The sequence below is a fragment of the Flavobacterium sp. UW10123 genome, from assembly GCF_040538975.1.
GTDB lineage: Bacteria > Bacteroidota > Bacteroidia > Flavobacteriales > Flavobacteriaceae > Flavobacterium.
Genome location: NZ_JBEWQE010000011.1, coordinates 210036 through 231200, shown reverse-complemented (window position 1 = coordinate 231200; position 21165 = coordinate 210036). Strand labels below are relative to the sequence as shown.

At 33.3% G+C, this 21165-nt stretch carries 19 protein-coding genes; 16 read left to right on the top strand and 3 right to left on the bottom strand.

Annotation, left to right across the window (positions count from 1 at the left end; all coding sequences use genetic code 11):
• The first annotated feature begins 223 nt into the window (after nt 1-223).
• Nucleotides 224-616, top strand: coding sequence for an SRPBCC family protein (locus tag ABXT06_RS14780; protein ID WP_111283220.1), 393 nt, complete (start codon nt 224-226; stop codon nt 614-616).
• A 174-nt stretch (nt 617-790) separates the two neighbouring features.
• Here the strand turns inward: ABXT06_RS14780 and ABXT06_RS14775 are convergent, their stop codons facing one another.
• Entirely contained in the window at nt 791-1519 is a 729-nt protein-coding gene (locus ABXT06_RS14775) for a biotin--[acetyl-CoA-carboxylase] ligase (RefSeq protein ID WP_354591431.1), read from the bottom strand.
• A 92-nt stretch (nt 1520-1611) separates the two neighbouring features.
• On the opposite strand from ABXT06_RS14775, the gene rsfS reads away from it, so the two are divergent.
• The 8 genes from rsfS (at nt 1612) to ABXT06_RS14735 (ending at nt 8364) form a co-directional block, all read left to right on the top strand.
• Entirely contained in the window at nt 1612-1983 is a 372-nt protein-coding gene (rsfS, locus tag ABXT06_RS14770) for a ribosome silencing factor (RefSeq protein ID WP_095930844.1), read from the top strand.
• Nucleotides 1984-1998: 15 nt separating this feature from the next.
• Nucleotides 1999-3924 (top strand): ATP-dependent zinc metalloprotease FtsH, encoded by a 1926-nt coding sequence (ftsH, locus tag ABXT06_RS14765; RefSeq protein ID WP_343705913.1) that lies wholly within the window; start codon nt 1999-2001, stop codon nt 3922-3924.
• A 118-nt stretch (nt 3925-4042) separates the two neighbouring features.
• Entirely contained in the window at nt 4043-4648 is a 606-nt protein-coding gene (locus tag ABXT06_RS14760; protein WP_354591430.1) for a lactate utilization protein B/C, read from the top strand.
• Nucleotide 4649: 1 nt separating this feature from the next.
• Entirely contained in the window at nt 4650-5540 is an 891-nt protein-coding gene (locus tag ABXT06_RS14755) for a phosphatidate cytidylyltransferase (protein WP_354591429.1), read from the top strand.
• Nucleotides 5530-6183: a phosphatidylserine decarboxylase family protein gene (locus ABXT06_RS14750; protein WP_354591428.1), complete on the top strand. Its 654-nt coding sequence runs from the start codon at nt 5530-5532 to the stop codon at nt 6181-6183. The genes ABXT06_RS14755 and ABXT06_RS14750 overlap by 11 nt, the downstream gene beginning before the upstream one ends.
• Nucleotides 6184-6453 (top strand): acyl-CoA-binding protein, encoded by a 270-nt coding sequence (locus ABXT06_RS14745; RefSeq protein ID WP_354591427.1) that lies wholly within the window; start codon nt 6184-6186, stop codon nt 6451-6453.
• A gap of 7 nt (nt 6454-6460) precedes the next feature.
• Nucleotides 6461-7240 (top strand): superoxide dismutase, encoded by a 780-nt coding sequence (locus ABXT06_RS14740; protein WP_354591426.1) that lies wholly within the window; start codon nt 6461-6463, stop codon nt 7238-7240.
• Nucleotides 7241-7305: 65 nt separating this feature from the next.
• The gene (locus ABXT06_RS14735) at nt 7306-8364 is read left to right on the top strand and encodes a glycoside hydrolase family 130 protein (protein ID WP_354591425.1); all 1059 of its coding nucleotides are present in this window, start codon (nt 7306-7308) and stop codon (nt 8362-8364) included.
• A gap of 44 nt (nt 8365-8408) precedes the next feature.
• On the opposite strand, the gene ABXT06_RS14730 is transcribed toward ABXT06_RS14735, so the two are convergent.
• Entirely contained in the window at nt 8409-10301 is a 1893-nt protein-coding gene (locus ABXT06_RS14730; protein WP_354591424.1) for an alpha-amylase family protein, read from the bottom strand.
• Between the two features lie 318 nt (nt 10302-10619).
• Here ABXT06_RS14730 and ABXT06_RS14725 point away from each other — a divergent pair, with 318 nt between their 5' ends.
• The 7 genes from ABXT06_RS14725 to ABXT06_RS14695 all read left to right on the top strand — a co-directional run bounded on the left by ABXT06_RS14725 (nt 10620) and on the right by ABXT06_RS14695 (nt 19810).
• Complete coding sequence (locus ABXT06_RS14725; protein ID WP_502909046.1) at nt 10620-12266, top strand: OstA-like protein; 1647 nt, start codon at nt 10620-10622, stop codon at nt 12264-12266.
• Nucleotides 12267-12406: 140 nt separating this feature from the next.
• Nucleotides 12407-13600, top strand: coding sequence for an aspartate aminotransferase family protein (locus tag ABXT06_RS14720; protein WP_354591422.1), 1194 nt, complete (start codon nt 12407-12409; stop codon nt 13598-13600).
• A gap of 264 nt (nt 13601-13864) precedes the next feature.
• A complete protein-coding gene (locus ABXT06_RS14715) occupies nt 13865-15259 on the top strand; it encodes a tetratricopeptide repeat protein (protein WP_354591421.1) in 1395 nt (464 codons plus the stop codon).
• Nucleotides 15260-15261: 2 nt separating this feature from the next.
• Nucleotides 15262-16014: a shikimate dehydrogenase family protein gene (locus ABXT06_RS14710; RefSeq protein WP_248726289.1), complete on the top strand. Its 753-nt coding sequence runs from the start codon at nt 15262-15264 to the stop codon at nt 16012-16014.
• A 56-nt stretch (nt 16015-16070) separates the two neighbouring features.
• On the top strand, nt 16071-16823 hold the full coding sequence (locus ABXT06_RS14705) for a lipid A phosphoethanolamine transferase (protein WP_354591420.1): 753 nt from the start codon (nt 16071-16073) through the stop codon (nt 16821-16823).
• 251 nt (nt 16824-17074) lie between these two features.
• Nucleotides 17075-19054, top strand: coding sequence for a DUF349 domain-containing protein (locus tag ABXT06_RS14700; RefSeq protein WP_354591419.1), 1980 nt, complete (start codon nt 17075-17077; stop codon nt 19052-19054).
• 336 nt (nt 19055-19390) lie between these two features.
• Nucleotides 19391-19810 (top strand): OsmC family protein, encoded by a 420-nt coding sequence (locus tag ABXT06_RS14695; protein WP_111283188.1) that lies wholly within the window; start codon nt 19391-19393, stop codon nt 19808-19810.
• A 59-nt stretch (nt 19811-19869) separates the two neighbouring features.
• On the opposite strand, the gene ABXT06_RS14690 is transcribed toward ABXT06_RS14695, so the two are convergent.
• On the bottom strand, nt 19870-21138 hold the full coding sequence (locus tag ABXT06_RS14690) for a tetratricopeptide repeat protein (RefSeq protein WP_354591418.1): 1269 nt from the start codon (nt 21136-21138) through the stop codon (nt 19870-19872).
• Nucleotides 21139-21165 lie beyond the last annotated feature (27 nt).

Genomic DNA, 21165 nt, shown 5'->3' with positions numbered 1-21165 from the left:
AGATTTTAGATTTTAGATTTTAGATTTTAGATTTTAGATTTTAGATTTTAGATTTTAGATTTTAGATTTTAGATTTTAGATTTTAGATTTTCTAAAAGTCGCTCTGCTCCTTTTGGAGTTTATTTAAAGTTTTAGCTTTGCGAACTTTGTGTTTTTTTTCAAAACCTAACATATAAAAAACCTTAGCGCACTTTGCGTTAAAAAAACAAAAACAAAAAACAATATGAACTTAGAAAGTCCAAAAGTTACTGTTCAGAAATCAGCTCAGGATTTATTTGATCAACTGACTGACGTAAAGAATTTCGAAAAATTAATGCCAGACAATATCGCTAAATTTGAAGTGACTGGCGAAGACGCTTTTATTTTTGGATTGAAAGGGATGCCGGAAATCAAATTAAAAATGAAGGACAAAGTAGCTCCAAACAAAATCGTTTTGGGTGCTGCAAGCGATAAACTTCCTTTTACACTAACTTCAAACATTGACACAGTTTCTGATTCAGAAAGTGCGGTTCAATTATTCTTTGAAGGAGAATTCAACGCTATGATGGCAATGATGGTTAAAGGTCCAATCAGTAAGTTTATTGAAACTTTAGCAAACAATATGAACAAGCTTTAATAATGGTGAATTATAAATGAAAATGTCCGACTATTGTTGGACATTTTTTTTATGCTCTCGCAAAGTCGCAGAGACGCAAAGTTTTATTTTAAAATTAAACCATTACTAACTTAGAATCTTTGCGAGATTAAAATAAAAAAACTTAGAATCTTAGCATCTCAGAACCTTAGCAACTTAGTAAAGCATTTTAACTTCCTTAATCTCAAATTCGGCAATCGAATCATCTTCTAGCAAAACCTGTAGTTTACCAATTGGAGAAACACCCTGAATGATTCCCATAAAATCTTGGTTACTGTTATCTCTGAACGCTGTTGGAACTCCTTTTTTAAATAAAAAATTGAAATAATCGTCCCAAAAAGTCTGTGCTGAGGTATTCCACAATTGGATTTTTTCTTTTAGTTTTTCCACAATTAAAACTGCCAATTCTTCTTTATCAAAAGATTTGCCTGCAATCACTGACATAGAAGAAGCAGTTGGCAATTCGCTAAAATCAGTTTGATTGACATTGATTCCAATTCCCGCAACTGACACGATTCTGCCATTACTTTTTAAGGTATTTTCGATTAATATGCCAACCAATTTCTTATTATATGACAGAATGTCGTTTGGCCATTTTATACAAATATCAGGAATATTTAATGTTTTTAAAACCTCTGCAACCGATAAAGATACAACGAGACTTAAATTGAAAACTTCGTCGTTATTAAAGAGGAAATCTTTAATCAAAACGCTCATAGTTAAGTTTTTACCAGCTTGAGTCTTCCATACGCCACCTACTTGACCCTTCCCTTTTGTCTGATTTTCAGCTGTTACCGTTGTAAAATTCTCCAGTTCATCTTGACTTGCCAAAGCCTTTAGGAAGTCATTTGTTGAATCTATGGCATCGAGTTTGATTAGTTTCATTAAATAATTTAAATATCTTAATTTAATATTTTGTTAAGGTTCAAAAATAATCACAAAATTTGGTAACTTTACAAATTCATATAAAATAATTCATGGCGAAAAAGACTATTAATAATGATGTTCTACTGGCGAACATAATCAAAGGGATTGAGGAAGTAAAAGGAAATGATATCGATATTCTTGACTTAAGAGAAATAGATACAGCTGTATGCGACTATTTTGTTATTTGCAACGGTAGCTCAAACACCCAAGTTAACGCCATCGTAAACTCAATTCAAAAAATCGTATCAAAAGACTTAAAAGATAAACCTTGGCACGTAGAAGGAACAGATAATGCAGAATGGGTTTTAATGGACTATGTACATATTGTTGTACACGTTTTCCAAAAACACATTCGTGAATATTACAACATCGAAAGCCTTTGGGGCGATGCCAAAATAACTTCAATCGAGAACAAATACTAAAGAAACTTTCATTAAATGGCTAAAGATAATAATCCAAATCCGAATAAATTTAAAATAAGTCCTTGGTTAATATACACCGCAATACTTTTAGTTTTTTTATTCATAAGTTTTGCCACAGGAGGATCAAGCTTAAGCGAACCTGCTCAATTAACTTCTTCTAAATTCAATACCCTTCTAGAAAAAGGACAGATTGAAAAAGTAATTGTTTACAACAAGGCAGAAGCTGAGGTATATTTGAATGCTGCGGCTCTTAAAGACCCAGCAAACAAAAAAGTTGCTGAAGATATTTTCAAACAGCCAAACAAAGGTCCACATTACACTTTGGAAATTGGTAATGATCAAATCTTTCAGACTAAACTAGAAAAAGCAGTTAGTGAAGGAAAATTGAAAGACTTTAACTTCCTTCAAAAAAACAACTGGAGCGATATTTTAATCAGCCTACTTCCTATCATCATTATTGTTGGTGTATGGATTTTCATTATGCGTAAAATGTCTGGCGGAGGCGCTGGAGGTGGCGGACAGATCTTCAATATAGGAAAATCTAAAGCTAAATTGTTTGATGAAAAAACAGATATCAAAACTACATTTAAAGATGTTGCAGGTTTAGAAGGTGCTAAAGAAGAAATTCAGGAAATAGTTGAATTCCTTAAAAACCCTGAAAAATATACAAATCTTGGAGGTAAAATTCCAAAAGGAGCTTTACTTGTAGGGCCTCCGGGAACTGGTAAAACTTTATTGGCAAAAGCAGTTGCTGGTGAAGCTCAAGTACCTTTCTTCTCTTTATCTGGTTCAGATTTCGTAGAAATGTTCGTAGGAGTTGGTGCTTCACGTGTACGTGACTTATTTAAACAAGCTAAAGAAAAATCTCCTGCTATCATATTCATCGACGAGATCGATGCTGTTGGTAGAGCAAGAGGAAAAAGCAATATGTCTGGCGGAAACGACGAAAGAGAAAATACATTAAACCAATTACTGACAGAAATGGATGGTTTTGGTACAAACTCTAACGTAATTGTTTTAGCTGCAACTAACCGAGCTGACGTGTTAGATAAAGCTTTAATGCGTGCAGGACGTTTTGACAGACAAATTTTTGTTGACTTACCAGACATTCGAGAGAGAGCTGAAATCTTCAAAGTACATTTAGCTCCAATCAAAAAAGTTGAAGGTCTTGATTTAGATTTCTTAGCAAAACAAACTCCAGGCTTCTCAGGTGCTGATATTGCTAATGTTTGTAACGAAGCTGCATTAATTGCTGCTAGAAATAATAAAGCTGCAGTTGACAGACAAGATTTCCTTGACGCTGTTGATAGAATTATTGGTGGTCTTGAAAAGAAAAACAAAATCATTACTCCAGAAGAGAAAAGAGCAATTGCTATTCACGAAGCTGGCCACGCAACTGTGAGCTGGATGTTAGAGCATGCTGCTCCGCTTATTAAAGTTACAATTGTTCCTCGTGGACAAAGTTTAGGTGCTGCTTGGTACTTGCCAGAAGAAAGACAAATCGTAAGAACAGATCAAATGTTAGACGAAATGTGTGCTACAATGGGTGGTAGAGCTGCAGAAAAAGTAACTTTCGACAGAATTTCAACTGGAGCTTTAAGCGATTTAGAAAAAGTAACTCGTCAGGCTCGTGCAATGGTAACAATTTACGGATTGAATGATAAAATCGGTAACGTTACATATTACGATTCATCTGGACAAAGCGAATACAATTTCTCTAAACCATATTCTGACGAAACTGCAAAAATTATTGACAAAGAAATTTCAGATTTAATCGAAGGTCAATACCAGAGAGCGATTCAGATTTTAGAGGAAAACAAAGATAAATTAAATCAACTTGCTGATATCCTGATTGAAAAAGAAGTAATCTTTAAAGATGACTTAGAAAATATATTCGGAAAACGCACATTTGACAAAAATTTAGAAGAGGTAGTTTCATAACGAATTACCAAATACATAATAATATTTTTCAAAATCTTAATTCAAAACACCCTTTTGAATTAAGATTTTTTTATCTTTGAACGTTTTCAATTAACATGTAAAGCATTTCATATAAAAAATGAATTTTTTCAAAAAAATATTTGGCTCTAGTGAGGCCGCTTCTGACGAGGAGAACGAAAGCGAATATGCAGGAACTTCTGCGCAGAACAGTCATTTATCCTTAGACGAGCAATTTATTTTCAACTTCAAAAAAAATGGAGGTAAATTTTTGTACTGCGAAAACACGGGAGAACTTTCTGAACAGTTTGAAAATATTTTAGAAGAAAATGATTGGTTTGAACAAGAAGTTTTATGTTATGAGCCTGCTTTATTTGGTTTATTAGAAGAAAACAAACTATTTTACAGCGCACCAACCAAACCGAGGTTCTTATTAGCGAGTTGCGAAAACCTTATTGCCGATGAAGGTTCTATTTTATTTTCATCCAGACAAATTAAACAAAATAAACCAAACGAATTACCTGCAAATATTGTCATCATAGCTACAACCAGCCAAATCCTTCCAATGAAAAGCGATGGATTAAGCGCTATAAAACGCAAGTACGAAAGAGACTATCCTACTAATATCACTACAATAAAATATTTCGAAAAAGCGAAAGACGAAGATTTTACACAATACGGAAGTGTTGCGAAAAACCTTTATTTATTGCTTTTAGAAGATCTTTAAGATGAACGAAACGCTGAAGAGAACCATTTCTGGTGCTGTTTATATTGCTTTATTATTAACTTCAATATTGTTTTCGACTGAAAGCTTCATTACCCTTTTTGGTGTTTTCTTAATTATTACGATATATGAATTTTCTAATATAGTTAACCTGAATAAAGTGTTTTCTATATTTTTTGGAATACTGGTTTATACTACTACTATTTTAGTAAGTCATTACAATAAACAGACCAGCAAATTCTTAAATGACTCTTTTAATTTGGATGTAAACCTGGAAATAAACATCAAACAACTAGACTTAGTTCTTCTAGCTGTTACAATTGTCGTTTCTATTAAATGCATTATATTCTTATTTTATGATTCTATTCAAAAAATAAGCACTTCTTCAAAATATTTATACCTGCTTGGATATATTACGCTCCCATTTATTTTTATTGTAAAAATCTCTTTTGGAACAAATGATTATAATCCGAAAATCATTCTAGGATTATTTGTTTTAATCTGGACCAACGATACTTTTGCCTACTTAGTAGGAAAATCAATGGGAAAGCACAAGCTGTTTGAACGTGTTTCTCCTAAAAAAACAATCGAAGGCTTTCTTGGTGGTGTTGTTTTTGCTGCCTTTGCTGGCTTTTTGATTTCTAAACTCTACATTCAGCCTAAACCTGAATTTAGCAACACATCGATCTTAATCTGGACCATTATTGCATTAATTGTGAGCATTTTTGGAACTATAGGGGACTTAATAGAATCCAAATTTAAACGAATCGCAGGTATAAAAGACAGTGGTTCGATAATGCCCGGCCATGGAGGTATTTTAGATCGATTAGATAGTGTTATATTTGTAGCACCAATTATATTTTTATTTTATCAAATTTTATATTATGTTTCATAAAGAGGGAGGCCCGTCCATTTTATTAGGTACTGTATTTACTGTAGCTGTACTTTTAATTGCTGAAAGATTTATAGATATCAATTGGCTTAGAATGCTTGTTCAAATTGCAGCGCTTGTAATTTTGATTATTATTTTACAATTCTTCAGAAACCCGAAGAGAATTGCAGTTAGAAACAGCGATTACATCCTAGCTCCAGTTGATGGAAAAGTGGTGGTTATCGAAGAAGTTTATGAAGGAGAATATTTTAAAGACAAACGTTTACAGGTTTCTATCTTTATGTCGCCAATCAATGTGCACGTAACACGTTACGCAATGGATGGGATTATTAAATTTAGCAAATACCACCCTGGAAAATTCCTTGTTGCTTGGCACCCAAAAGCAAGTGAAGAAAACGAAAGAACTACTGTAGTGATTGAAAACGAAACTTTTGGCGCTATTTTATACAGACAAATTGCTGGAGCTTTGGCTCGTAGAATTGTAAACTACGCTAAAGAAGGAATGCAGGTTGTTCAGGGAACTGATGCTGGTTTTATTAAATTTGGATCTAGAGTAGATTTATTTTTACCTTTAGGTACACCAATTAATGTTGAGTTAAATCAAAAAGCAATTGGTGGAAAAACAATTATTGCTACAAAAGCATAAATGGCTGATAAAGATTTAGATATTCGCTTTGCTGATGCCGTCGAAGTTGCTATGACAATGACACAGGCTTCGTTGCCGCAAGACGTGCAGCTAAGACTTTATGCTTTTTACAAACAGGCTACTTTTGGAACAGCAGTTTATAATCAATCTCAAAATTTTGATTTGCGAGATGCTTTTAAAACTAACGCTTGGATGCAAATAAGCCATATGTCTGTAGACGAAGCCAAAGAAAGTTATATCGAAATCATCAATTCATTAACATCAAAATAAAAACATTATGAAGAAAAACGTTGTACTTTTCAGCACTTTAGCTTCATTTTTACTATTATTTTCCTGTAAAGAAGATAAGCTGGTTGAAGTAGTTGAAGTTCCTCTTCCAACAAAAGAAGAAAAAATAACTATTGGTTCACCAAATGATGTTAAAGCTGATCCTGGTTCTTTTGAAATGACGAAATTGCCATTTAACTACGATGCACTTGCACCAGACATTAGAAGCTTAACTTTAGAAACCCATTATTCTAAACATTATTTGTCGTACACCAACGCTTTTAATAAAGAAATTGTTTCGACTGAGTTTGAAAATATGCCTATTGAAGACATTTTGAAAAAAATGCCGCTTACAAATTTAAAGCTTCGTCAAAATGCGGGTGGATATTACAATCATACTTTGTATTTTAATATTCTGACTCCAAAAGAGCAGACACCAAAAGATACACTTTCTGGTTCTATTAACAAAGAATTTGGTTCTTTTAATAATTTGACGAATCAATTTAAAGCGCAGTCAGAAAAGCAGTTTGGCTCTGGATGGGTTTGGCTGGTTGTGGATCGATATGGTAAATTACAAATTACTACAACAGACAATCAGGATAATCCATTGATGAAAAATGCTTTGATTCCGGGCACTCCAATTATGGGAATTGATCTATGGGAACATGCATATTATTTAGATTATCAAAATCGAAAAGGCAGTTATATTGATGCTTTTTACAATCACATCAATTGGGAAAAAGTAAACGAATATTACGTTGAAGCACTCAAAAAGGTTAAAAAAGTATAGAAAAGAAGCTGATACAAGTAAGTATCAGCTTTTTTTTATACCTTTTAGGTACTTAAACGAAGATCATGAAAGACATTGCCAATCGTTTTACAGAAAACCCTATAGTATCTCCATCGGATCTACCGCCAAGCAGAGAAGGCTTAGAAATCACATGCCTATTAAACCCAGGTGTTTTTCGGTTCCAAAATAAAATCTGGCTGGCTGTACGTGTTGCTGAAAGACCAAAACAAATTGAAAATAGCATTTCGTTTCCAATTCTAACAGAAGCTGGAACAATCCAAATTATTGAAATTCTAAAAAATCATCCAGAACTTATTGCAACAGATGCTCGTGTAATTAATTATCAAGGAATTGATTATTTAACCACTTTATCACATATTCGTTTATTGTGTAGTGAAGATGGAAAACGATTTTATGAACCTGAAAACTATCCGCATTTGGTTGGCGAAGGAATACTAGAAACTTTCGGAATCGAAGATTGTCGCGTTTCTTTAATTGAAGGCAAATATTACCTGACTTTTACTTCTGTTTCTCCTAGTGGTGTTGGCGTTGGCTTAAGAACCACAACCGATTGGAAAAATTTCCAAAAACACGGAATGATATTTCCGCCTCACAATAAAGACTGTGCTATTTTTGAAGAAAAAATAAACGGCTTATTTTATGCTTTGCACCGACCAAGTAGTGTAGATATTGGAGGAAATTACATTTGGATTGCCTCTTCTCCAGATGGCATTCATTGGGGAAATCATAAATGCATTATCAAAACCAGAAAAGAAAGTTGGGATAGTAAAAGAGTTGGTGCAGGAGCCGCTCCTATAAAAACAGAATTGGGTTGGCTAGAAATTTATCACGGAGCCAACGAGTTCCATCAATATTGTTTAGGCGCTTTTTTATTGGATTTAGAAGATCCTACAAAAGTAATTTCAAGAACAGAAACCCCAATCATGTTTCCTAAAACAAATTATGAATTAAGCGGATTCTTTGGAAATGTCGTTTTTACAAACGGACATATCTTCGACCCTGATAGCGATACACTGACGATTTATTATGGCGCTTCAGACGAATTTGTCTGCGGAGCAACATTTTCTATAAAAGAGATTTTTTCTTTGCTGATAAAGATTTAAAATAAAAAAAAACGTGTTTAGGATACACTAAACACGTTTTCTATTTATAATATTTCAATTGGCTTGACATCAATTCCTAAAATCAAAGATTCTGAAGGTTGAATTGAGATTTTAGCTTCTCCTTGCCCATTTTGAACTTTCAATACAAAAGTTTTATCTTGATACAACTGATCTTTTAACTGATATTCTCCATCTTTTAAATTCCATTTTGAAATAAGTGAAGAAGGCACTTTCAAATCAAATTCACTTCCTTTTTCAGAAGAGAAATTAGCCACTACAATTAGCTTTTGATTTTCTGACCAGCGTGCATAAGAATACAGCAACGTATCGTAACCTTCATTGTTTTGTCTGTTTACTGATTGAATTTCTTCAAAACTTCCCATCAAGGCATTGCTATTAATTGTAAAATTCAGTAAACGCTTGTAAAAATCACGAAGCTGTTTTTCAGATTCAGAAAGCAGTCCTCCATCAAATTTACCGCCATTCATCCAACGCTGATGATTTGGAACACCGATGTAATCAAAAATTGATGTTCTAGAGCGTTTTCCAAAACCTGCATCTTCGTTTCCAGCCTCTCCTACTTCTTGTCCGAAATAAATCATTGTTGGCGAAGTGCTAATTGTTGCCGAAACCACCATTAAAGGTTTTCCTCTTTCTGGCGTTCTAGCAAATTCTGGGCTTGCCAAACGCTGTTCATCATGGTTATCTAGAAAATGAAGCATATGATGTTCAATATCCGCCATTCCGTTTTGGATTTTTGTCAATTCGTCTGGAGAAGATTTTCCGCGAATAACATCTTTCAGTTTGTCATACGTTTCAACTTTATCATACAGATAATCCATTTTTCCTAAACGAATATAATTGCGATACTCATTCGGATTATAAACCTCTGCCAATAAAAATGCATTTGGATTTTTCATTTTAATGGAAGAATTCATATAACTCCAAAATTCGTACGGAACCATTTCAGCCATATCATATCGAAATCCGTCCACTCCTTTCGCAGTCCAGTACAAAGCAATATCCCTAAATTTCTTCCAAGAATCAGGAACGTCTTTATCCTGCCAAAAAGCAAAATGCTCTTGATACGATTTTTGGTCAAAACCAGCAGGAAGTTCAGGAAAATCTTTAGTACCGTCTGGACGTACTCCGTAATTTACTTTTACGGTTTCGTACCAGTCATTTTGATCTGGCTTAATTTTACGAGAACCATTTCCTGTCCATTTTGCAGGATTCTCGTCAAATTTTCCATCAATAAGCGGATTTTTTTCTCCATTTAAAGGAACATCCCCATCTGGAATTTCAAAATGCTGTTGCGGAATATAATAGAAATTATTGTCGCGTTTGTATTCAACTGCAACATCATCATTTGCTCCGAAATCTTTTACTCCTTCTGGATTTGATCTTCCTTCGTATTTTCTCGCAATATGATTTGGAACGATATCAATAATTACTTTCAAACCTGCATTATGAGTACGCTTAATTAAAGCCTCAAATTCTTCTAACCGTTTTGCAGGATTTACAGCTAAATCTGGATTTACATTGTAATAATCTTTCACAGCATAAGGAGAACCGGCACGCCCTTTTACTACTTCTGGATCATCATTTGAAATTCCATAAGCCGTATAATCATGTACTAAAGCATGATGCGGAACTCCTGTATACCAAACATAGGTAACACCCAAATCTTTTATTTCTTGGAGCGCTTTATCGGTAAAATCATTAAACTTTCCGACACCATTCTCTTCAATGGTTCCCCATGGTTTATTGTTTGTATTTTTATTTCCAAAAAGGCGTGTAAAAACTTGATAAACTACAACTTTCTTTTCTGTTGCAGTTTCTTCTTTTGCTGTGCTCATCTTTAAGTCTTTTGTTTTACAGGCTGAAAATAGAACCGTTAATGTAATTCCGGCTGCAATAATTTTTTTACTTATCATATATTTTGGGCTATTCTTATCTTCTTTCTTTAGTTTCAAAAACGAAAAAGCATCGAAACAATTTTCTAAAATAGCTTATTTTTTAAAACTCCGAAAACGTTTTATCTAATTTACAATGTTTTTGGTCTAAAATACAACTACTACAACGTGAGAGTTTAAGATTTTGTTGAAAAATTAAATGACACTTAAATCTGACTTTAAACTGTTAATGACTTATTATAAATTAATCCTAATAACAGCCATAGGTTCTATCCTTTTTTATAAATTTGACAAAAATTTAATCAGTTGAAGAAATCACTCTTTTTCATATTTATTTGCCTGTCTTTTTTAAGCGTTCAATTCACTTTCGCGCAAGCAAAAAAACCTGCACAATCTCCAAAAACAATCGTCATCGAAAATGCTGACTTTTCTGATGTAGATCAGGTTAATGTACCAGATGCGCTTTTACTTACCGGAAATGTAAAAGTAAATCACGATGGCGTGGTATTAACTTGCAATAAAGCCTATTTTTTTCAAAAAGAGAATTATCTAAAAGCCTTTGGAAATGTACAATTAGTACAGGGAGATACTTTATTTCTGAATAGTAAATACGCTGAATATAGCGGTAATGAAAAAAAAGCTTTCGCTAAAGGAGATGCTGTTTTAACTTCACCAGACGCAACTTTGCGCACTGATACGATTAATTTTGACAGAAATACTCAAGAAGCATTTTACAATACAAAAGGTACAATAGTCAATAAAGACAATACTTTGGTGAGCAAATCTGGAAGATATTTTGTAAAAGAAAAAAAATTCCAGTTTTTAACTGAAGTTACAATTACAAATCCGAAATATGTAATTAAATCAAACCATTTGGATTATTACAGCAACTCTGGACATACGTATCTTCTTGGTCCTTCAACTATTACTAGTAAAGCTAATTACATTTATACCGAAAAAGGTTTTTATGATACGAAGAAAAACTTAGCCCATTTTCTCCGAAAATCGTACATAAAGTATGATGATCGGCGCATAGAAGGCGATAGTTTATTCTACAATCGAAATACCGAATTTGCTTCGGCAACACGAAATGTAAAAATTACCGATTCTATCAATAAAGGAATTGTAAAAGGCCATTATGCAGAGCTTTACAAACTGAAAGATTCAATGTTTGTAACCAAAAGAGCTGTCGCTGTAAATCTTGTCGAAAATGACTCGGTTTACATTCACGGACAAAAATTAATGGTTACAGGAAAAGAAGGGGAAAGAATTTTAAGAGCTTATAAAAATGTTCGTTTCTACAAAACAGATATGAGCGGTAAATGTGATTCTATACACTCAGATTCTAAAATAGCCTTAACAAAATTGATCGGAAATCCGATTCTTTGGAACGGAGAGAATCAGATTACAGGAGATATAATGCATCTGATTGGCGATAATAAAACAAGAAAAATTGATTCTTTGAAAGTACTCAATAATACTTTTGTCTTATCCAAAGACACGCTCGGAACAGGATTTAACCAAGTCAAGGGACTCAATTTGTTTGGAAAATTCCGGGATGGAAAACTCCATGATGTTGATGTCATAAAAAATACCGAAGTAGTTTACTATATGCGTAATGATGCCAAAGAACTAATTGGAATCAATAAAAATGTCAGCAGTAAAATCAACATGATATTAGAAAATAATGCCATTGAAACTATTACGTTCTTCAACAAAGTAGACGGAGATATTTTTCCTGAAGATGAACTTCCCGAAAATGCTCGTAAACTGAGAGGAATGAAATGGCGAGGTGAGGAAAGAATAAAATCCAAAGATGATATTTTTACCGCAGAAGAAAACGAAGAGAATGACAAACTGATTAAACAAGGAAAAGAGGAAGAAGAAAAAGGCAAAAATGTTCCGCTAAAAGTCAGAAAAGAAACTTTGAATTACGACAAGAAGAATCCTGCTCCTAAAACAGACACGAAAGCTAAAAGCAAGTAGTTTTCAGTCTCAGTGACAGTTTTCAGTCGAAGTTACAGTTTTCAGTCGCGGTCACAGTGTTCAGTTTAGCATTTTACTCAAAACTTTAACTAAGACTACCTTAGAATCTTAGCATCTCAGCAACTTAGAAGCTTAAAAAAATGAATCCAGATTTTATAAAATACCAAGCACAAACCTCTCCTTACCCACTCGGAATGGAAGTTTCGCATGCCGTTGGCTCATACATTTACGATACAAACGATAAAAAATATTTAGATTTCGTAGCCGGAGTTTCTGCTTGCACTTTAGGACATCAGCATCCAAGAGTAAATCAAGCTATAAAAGACCAATTGGATAAATATTCGCACGTAATGGTTTACGGAGAATATTCTCAAAGTCCTGCGGTTCAATACTGCAAAATGATGGCTTCTCTGCTTCCTGAATCTTTAAACAAAACTTATTTGGTTAATTCTGGTACAGAAGCGATTGAAGGTTCATTAAAATTAGCCAAACGCGTTACAGGCCGCAGCCAGCTTATTTCTTGCCACAACGCTTATCATGGAAACACCATGGGATCTATGAGTGTTATGGGATTTGAAGAACGCAAACAAGCTTTTAGACCTCTACTTCCAGATGTTGATTTTATTACTTTCAACAACGAAGAAGATCTGCAAAAAATAACGACTAGAACAGCAGCGATTCTTTTAGAAACTATTCAAGGTGGAGCTGGTTTTATTCAACCAGAAAACAATTTCCTTCAAAAAGTTCGTAAACGATGCGATGAGGTTGGTGCCTTAATGATTGTTGACGAAATTCAGCCAGGTTTCGGAAGAACTGGAAAGCTTTTTGGTTTCCAAAATTACGACGTTGTTCCCGATATCGTAGTGATGGGTAAAGGAATGGGTGGCGGAATGCCAGTTGGTGCTTTTACAGCTTCTGCCGAAAAAATGGATCTTTTAACAGAAAATCCGAAATTAGGGCACATTACCACTTTTGGAGGCCATCCTGTCATTGCGTCAGCTTGCTTAGCAACTTTGCAAGAATTAACTGAAACAAATTTAATGGCAGAAACGCTAGAGAAGGAAAAACTCTTCAGATCGCTTTTGGTACATCCTTTGATTACAGAAGTTAGAGGAAAAGGATTAATGCTTGCCGCAATGACAGAATCGGCAAATATTACCAACGAAGTCATTTTAACTTGTCAAGACAGAGGACTTATTTTGTTCTGGCTTTTATTTGAAGGATGCGCAATACGAATTACACCTCCTTTGACTATTTCTGAAGACGAAATTAGAGAAGGCTGTGCTATTATTTTAGACGTGATGGACGAAATAATGAAAAAGAACAAAAACTAAAACGTAAAATTATTTGAATGCTGTTTTTAATAAAACTGACAGATATTAACATTGACTTTCTCTTTCAAAAAAGCCTTTCGTTACAGATAAAAAAATGACAAACCCGAAGTTAATCCCTTAAGAATAAAAGAGATTTCTTCCCAAAATAGAATAAAAAACGCCATATTTTGTTAATTAAATTGTTCAAAACAATTAATTTCCTATCCTTACAACAATTATATGGTTGCCTAAATTTATATCAGGCTAATTTCAAATATACGAAGTATGCAATTAAGCAACGAAGAAGAAGATTATAACCTATCCCTATCCAAATTTGAGTCGATGTTAAAAACCAACAAAGTACTCTTTTTTGATTCTGAAGAATTCGAAGAAATAATTCTTCATTATTTAGACATAGGTAAGGCTAATTTAGCAAAAAAGGCCTTAAAACTTGCATTAGACCAGCATCCAAAATCTACAGGCTTAAAATTAGTACAAGTAGAAATGCTAGTTTACGATGACAAACTCGACATTGCTGAAAAGCTTTTGAATGAGTTATACGCAATTGAACCTAACAACGAGGAAATCTATATCCAGAAAGCCAATATCTGCTCAAAAAGAGATCAGCACGAAAAAGCAGTCGAACTGCTAAAAATCGCGTTGCAATACACTGATGATTATGCTGATGTGTACAATTTGATTGGAATGGAGTATCTTTTTATGGATAATCTCGAGCTGGCAAAAGAGAATTTTATCAAATGTCTTGAAGAAGACTTAGAAGATCAATCTGCTCTCTATAACGTAGTGTATTGTTTTGAATTTTTAGATCAAAATCAAGAAGCTATTGTATATCTTAACGAATATATCAACAGAAATCCCTACAGCGAAATTGCATGGCATCAGCTTGGACGCCTTCATTATGGCGTAAAAGAATATGAAAATGCTATTCGCGCATTTGATTATGCAACACTGATTGATGATGAATTTTTGGGTGCTTTTATGGAAAAAGCAAAAGCTTATGAACGCCTCAAAAAATACAACGAAGCAATTGAAAGTTATAACAGAACGATCGAATTGGACGATGCAACATCGTATGCATTGCTTCGAATTGGAAAATGTTACGAAAAACTTGGAAATTTAGCGAAAGCGATCCAATATTATAACCAAACTGTTCACGAAGATCCGCTTTTAGACAAAGGTTGGATTGCAATAACAGATTTTCACCTTCGCCAGAAAAACTATCAGAAAGCATTGTTTTTTGTAAATAAAGCATTGGCAATAGACAATCAAAATCGTTTGTACTGGAAAAGATATGCTACAATCAACAAACAGATGAATTTCTTTGAAGAGGCCGAATTTGGTTTTAGAAAAGCGGTTGAATTTGGAGATTATGCATTAGACACCTGGCTATATTGGGTTGATATTCTTCAGTTTTTAGGAGAATTTGAAACTGCTATCCAGACTTTATTGCAAGCTACAGAGTATTTTCCTGAAGAAAATGAAATCGAATACCGTCTGGCTGGGTTGTATTTTATGATTCAAGACAATACAAAAGCTAAATTCCATTTAAGCAACGGATTACGTCTAAACTTTGATAACTATATCTTGATAGAAGATTTGTTCCCGGTAGTTTGGACAAAAAAAACAGTAAAAAATTATATAGAAAAACATCGTAAATAAGAATGGTTGATATTTTATTAAGGAGACGTTTTGGATTATTGGGACGCAACATAAGCTACTCTTTTTCAAAAGGTTATTTTACAGAGAAATTTAATAATGAAGTTTTTGCTGGCAACAGCTATGAGAATTTTGACATTTCTGAGATTAATTACTTCACAGAACTAATTAAAAACAATCCTGATTTAAAAGGATTAAATGTTACGATTCCATACAAAGAACAAGTTATTCCTTTCTTAGATAAATTATCAAAAAAAGCCGCTCTAATTGGCGCTGTGAATACTATTAAATTTACGAAAAGCGGTAAGCTAAAAGGATACAATACCGATTATTACGGATTTAAGAAGTCTTTAAAGCCATTATTAGAGCCTCACCATAAAAAAGCTCTTATTTTAGGAACAGGTGGTGCTTCTAAAGGTGTTGCCTTTGCTTTGGACGAATTGGACATTCCGTACACTTTTGTTTCTAGGGAAGCAAAAGAAAATATTATTGATTATGATTTGATCAATGCGACAACTTTTGACAATTTTCAAATTATAATTAATTGTACACCAGTTGGAACAAGCCCGAATATTGAAGCTTGTCCAAACTTGCCATATGAGTTTTTTACAGAAAAACATATTGCTTACGATTTAATCTACAATCCCGCAGAAACTACTTTCCTGCGAAAAGCAAAAGAAATGGGTGCCGTAATTAAAAACGGGCACGATATGCTTATTTTTCAAGCTGAGAAAGCTTGGAAAATCTGGAACAAATAAAAAATTAAAATGTTAAAGTAATTTTTGTAAATTAGTCTACTCATTTGCAAATAGTTATGAAAAAACAATTACTTTACTTTAGCATTTTTTTTCTTATTACATTCTTTGCAGTTGCCCAAGACGAAGATATAGACAGAAGCAATAGTCCGTTTGCCGAACCCAGATATCATTATTTTCTGCAAACTATTCTATTGTACAATGAATATTTAGACACTAAAAATGGCTCTTATAACACTACAAATTTACGTGTCTTACAGCCAATAGGAAACAAAGCTTGGAATCTGAGATTTGATTTGCCTTTAATTTCAACCAACTCTAATTCTATCAATCAAACCGGACTTGGTGATGTTGGTGCTGGGCTTAGCTTTATTCCTTATTTTAAAAAAAATAATGGAATTGGTCTTAGAACTCGTGTCATCTCAAATTCTGCCGCTGATCCGAGTTTTGGTACCGGAAAATGGGTTGTGATTCCTGCTGGTGTTTTTGCAAAATACTTCAATCAAAAGAAATTTTTATGGATTGCGACCGTCGAACATTCCCAAAGTTTTGCGGGATCAAGCAATCGGAGTGATGTAAGCGTGACGTTACTAGAAAACAACTTATTATGGTTTTTCGGTAAAAATTGGATTGCCACAGATATAGCCTTTAGATACAATTACGTTCTGGATGGCTTTCAAAATAATGCTTTTATGGAATTTGGACGAAAAATTACCCCAACAAACTTAGTTTATGTACACCCTAGCGTAGCTTTTGGTGGTGAAAAATCATATAATTTTGGTATGGAAGTCGGTTTGCTGGTTTTATTTTGATTTAAAACAAACCATATAATTCAGCTTGACTTTTTAAAATTCATATCTTTTTCATTGAAAAATCGTAAAAAATATTATTTACATCTTATCAATTAAAACAACAAAAATTAATATATCATACTGCCAAATTGAATTAAACAATAAGAATTTCATCGCAAATTAGCGTATAAACAAAGGATTTATTTTGTAGTTAGAAACACCTTTACTATCTTTCGCACTGTTTAAAATAAAAACCTTATACATTTTTAAAGATGTTAGAAGAAAAGAATGATAACCTGCATGAAGCAGACGGAAAATCTGGAATCGAAATAAATGATTCGGTAACAAATGATGCAATAGAAATCTCAGATTCTGAAACTTTGACCGAAGATTTGGTCTCAGAAACTGAAAATGAAGCAGCAGAACAAGAAGATGCCCATCAGGAGGCATTAGATGTTATTACCAATTCGAACGCTGCTGAAAGCGAAGACGAAACGCTAAAGGAACGTCATGACATTCCTATGCAAGATTACAATACATTCTCACTAGATGCTCTTGTTGATGAACTTAAAAAACTGGTCAATATAGACAAAGTAATGTCTGTAAAAGATCATATTGAAGAAATCAAAAAAGCCTTTCTATTACAATATCATCATCTTATAGAGGAGAAAAAAGAAGAATTTTTAGCTTCTAATCAAGATCCCAATGAAGAGTTTGAATATCATCTTCCTTTAAAATCAAAATTTGACGAATATTATAATGTTTTTAGAGAAAAAAGAAATTCTCATTTTAAACATTTACAGACCAATTTAAAAAGTAATTTAGAGAATCGTCTGGCTATTGTTGAAGAACTAAAAGAATTAATCAATCCGCAGGAAAACATAAAAGATACTCTTAAGCATTTTAATGAATTAAGAGAAAGATGGAAAAATGCAGGAGCTATTCCAAAAGATAAATACAATCACGTTTGGAATAATTACCATTTCCATGTAGAAAACTTCTACGATTATCTTCACTTAGACCGTGAGGCTAGGGATTTAGATTTTAAACATAACTTAGAATTAAAACAAAAAATTATCGCTCGCGTTGAAGAATTGGTAAATGATGCCGATGTGAGTAAATCTTTCCGTGAGTTACAGGATTTACACAGAATTTGGAAGGAAGAAATCGGACCTGTTTCTAAAGAACACCGTGATGCAATCTGGAATCAGTTTAGTGAACTGACTAAGAAAATACACGACAAGAGAGAGCTTTTATTTGAAAGCCAAAGAGCTAATGAGCAAAAAAATCTTGAAGTTAAAAAAGATATTATCTCCAAAATTGAAGCACTTGGAAGCGAAAAGGTAAATTCTCACTCGCAATGGCTTGTTCAGATTCAAAAAGTAGAAGAACTGAGAAATGAGTTTTTTGTAGCTGGAAAAGTGCCTTCTGAAGTAAATGAAGAAACTTGGGCTACTTTTAAAACTGCCGTTAGAAATTTCAACGCTTTCAAAAATTCTTTTTATAAAGACATTAAAAAAGATCAAAACGATAATCTAAATAAGAAACTAGCTCTTGTTGCAAAGGCTAAAGAATTACAAGAAAGTACCGATTTTCAAGCTACAACTCCTGTAATGAAACAAATCCAGGAAGAATGGAAACAAATCGGGCACGTTCCTAAAAAATATTCAGACAAAATCTGGAAAGAATTTAAGGATGCCTGCAACCATTATTTCGACAAATTAAAAGAGCACAAATCTGAAGAAAACAGTGATGAAGTTGCTGCTTTTGACAATAAAAAGGCTTATTTAGATGTTTTAAGAGCTTTTCAATTGACAGGAGAACATAAAACAGATCTAGACGCAATTAAAGCACATATAGAAACTTGGAAAGGATTTGGAAAAGTTCCTTTTTCAAGAAGACACATTGAAGGAAAATTCAATAAAATTTTAGACGCTCTTTTTGAAAAACTAAGTTTAAGCAAAAAGGAATCTGAAATGATGCGCTTTGCAAACCGCATTGATTCTCTAACTGACAGCAATGATACCCGTAAATTAGACAATGAAAAAATCTTTATTATGCGCAAAATTGAGGAAGTTCAAAATGAAATTTTCCAATTAGAAAATAACATTCAGTTCTTTGCCAATACGAAAAATGCCAAAAAAGAGAATTCAATAGTTACAGAAGTTCGTAAAAACATTGCAATTCATAAAGAAAGCCTTGACGTATGGAAAGATAAATTGAAGCAACTTCGAAACTTAGGTCAAGAGTAATTCTAGTCGAATTCTAAAAATATTAAAGTGTAACAAGCAATAGTTACACTTTTTTTTGTGCTCACTTTTTAACGCAAAGTCCACAAAGATTTTTAAATATATGAGGTTTTATAAAAACACACAGTTCGCAAAGCTTTACTTAAAAACTTTGCTTGCTTTGCGTTAACCTTTGTGCACACTTTGCGGTTAAAACTCACCCAGCCTAAAATCCAAAACTTAACAACACAATTAAATTTCATAAAACTTATTCTGCAAAATATTGATTATATTTGAGTTACCACTTTTCATTAACATCAAACGAATAACATTTAATACTAATTTTTAAATAAGAAGAATATGAAATTTACAAGAAAAGCACACGCCAACTGGAAAGGAACTGGTATGGAAGGAAAAGGAACAATCAGCACACAAAGTACAACTTTAGACAATGCACAACTGTCTTTTAAAACAAGATTTGCTGACGGCGTTGGAACAAATCCGGAAGAATTGGTTGCTGCAGCTCATTCTGGCTGTTTTACGATGCAATTAAGCTTTTTACTTAACGAAGCAGGTTTTACTGCCGATGATTTAACTACAGAAGCTACAGTAACTTTTGAAGACGGATCAATCACTTTGATTCACTTAGATTTAAAAGGTAAAGTTCCATCGATATCTGCAGAAGAATTTGCTTCTACAGCTGCAAAAGCAAAAGAAATCTGTCCAATTTCAAAACTGTTAAATACAACTATCACTTTATCTGCTGAATTAATCAGTTAAGAACATAAAAAAAACCATCCGCCAGGCGGATGGTTTTTTCTTTATTTTAAAACTAACAATTACATTTTTGCTTTTAAAGCTTTAGCTTCTGCAGTCATTTCAAGAGCACTATAAACTCCTAATAATGTTTTAGAAACATCCTCGTTTTTAGGATCTAATTCATTTGCTTTTTTAAGGTAAGGAATAACTCCTTTGAAAACAGCCTCTCTTTGTGCTTTTAAAACATCGTAACGTTTCATATCTTTAGCAGAAGTACCCAATTTATTCATTTCATCAATGATTGGCTTTTCAGCTTCTAATTTTAAAGCAGCAAGGTTTAAGTAAGCATTTGTATAATTAGGATTGATTTCAATTGCTTTTAAGTAATACTTCTCTGCGTCAGCATTATTTTTAGCTCCAGCGCTAATCACCCCTAAATTGAACACTAAATCAGCATTGTTTGGATCTTTTTCTAAAGCCTCACCAACTAATTTTTTGTACATATCGAAGTCTTTAGTCTCTAAATACAAATTAGCTTCAGTTAAAATCAAAGAAGTATCATCTGGATTTGCTTTTCTAGCGTCAGCGATTGCTTTTTTAGCATCTTCTGTACGTCCTTTTTGAACTAAAATTAGGGCTAAGTTTTTGTATATCTCACCTCTTTTAGAAGGAATAGCTTCAGTTTTAGGTTTTTCGTGAGTTCCTAATTTTACAGCTAAATCTCTTTCTTTAGCATTAGCAAAACTATCATCATTTCCAGAAGCTTTGTTTACAGCTGTGTACAATGTTCCTTTTCCTGAATAATTTAATTTTTTCAACTCTTCATACATTGGTAAAGCAAGATCAAAATCTTGTGAATTTACAGCTGTAGAGGCTGCATAGTACAAGTTAATAGTATCTTTTTTGTCTAATTCATATGCTTCGTACAATTTTTTAGCGCCTTCGACATGTTTGTTTGCCTGTGTGTCAGCAATTGCAGAATTAATCAGCAAACCTTTAATGTTTGTAATTGAAGCTGCTGCTTGTGTAGAATATTTTTGTTTTCCAGAAGTTTTTTCTACTTCAATTAATTTTTTGTAGCTATCAGCTGCTGCTGATAAGTTTTTACTTTCTTCAACCTTTTTATTAGCAAGTTCAAGAAAAGCATTTCCTTGAACGAAATAATATTGAGCCTGCTCTGTATCTTTAGCATTTGCAATTAAGCTCTCTGCATCTTTTAATTGCGCAAGAGCACCTTGTGCATCTCCACCTTTTAATGCTTTTTCAGCATTTTTAATTTGATCTTTTTGCGCAAACGTAGCTACAGAGATCAGTAATGCTGATGCAAGTATTACATATTTACTTTTCATAATGATATTTGTTTGTATTTAATTTTT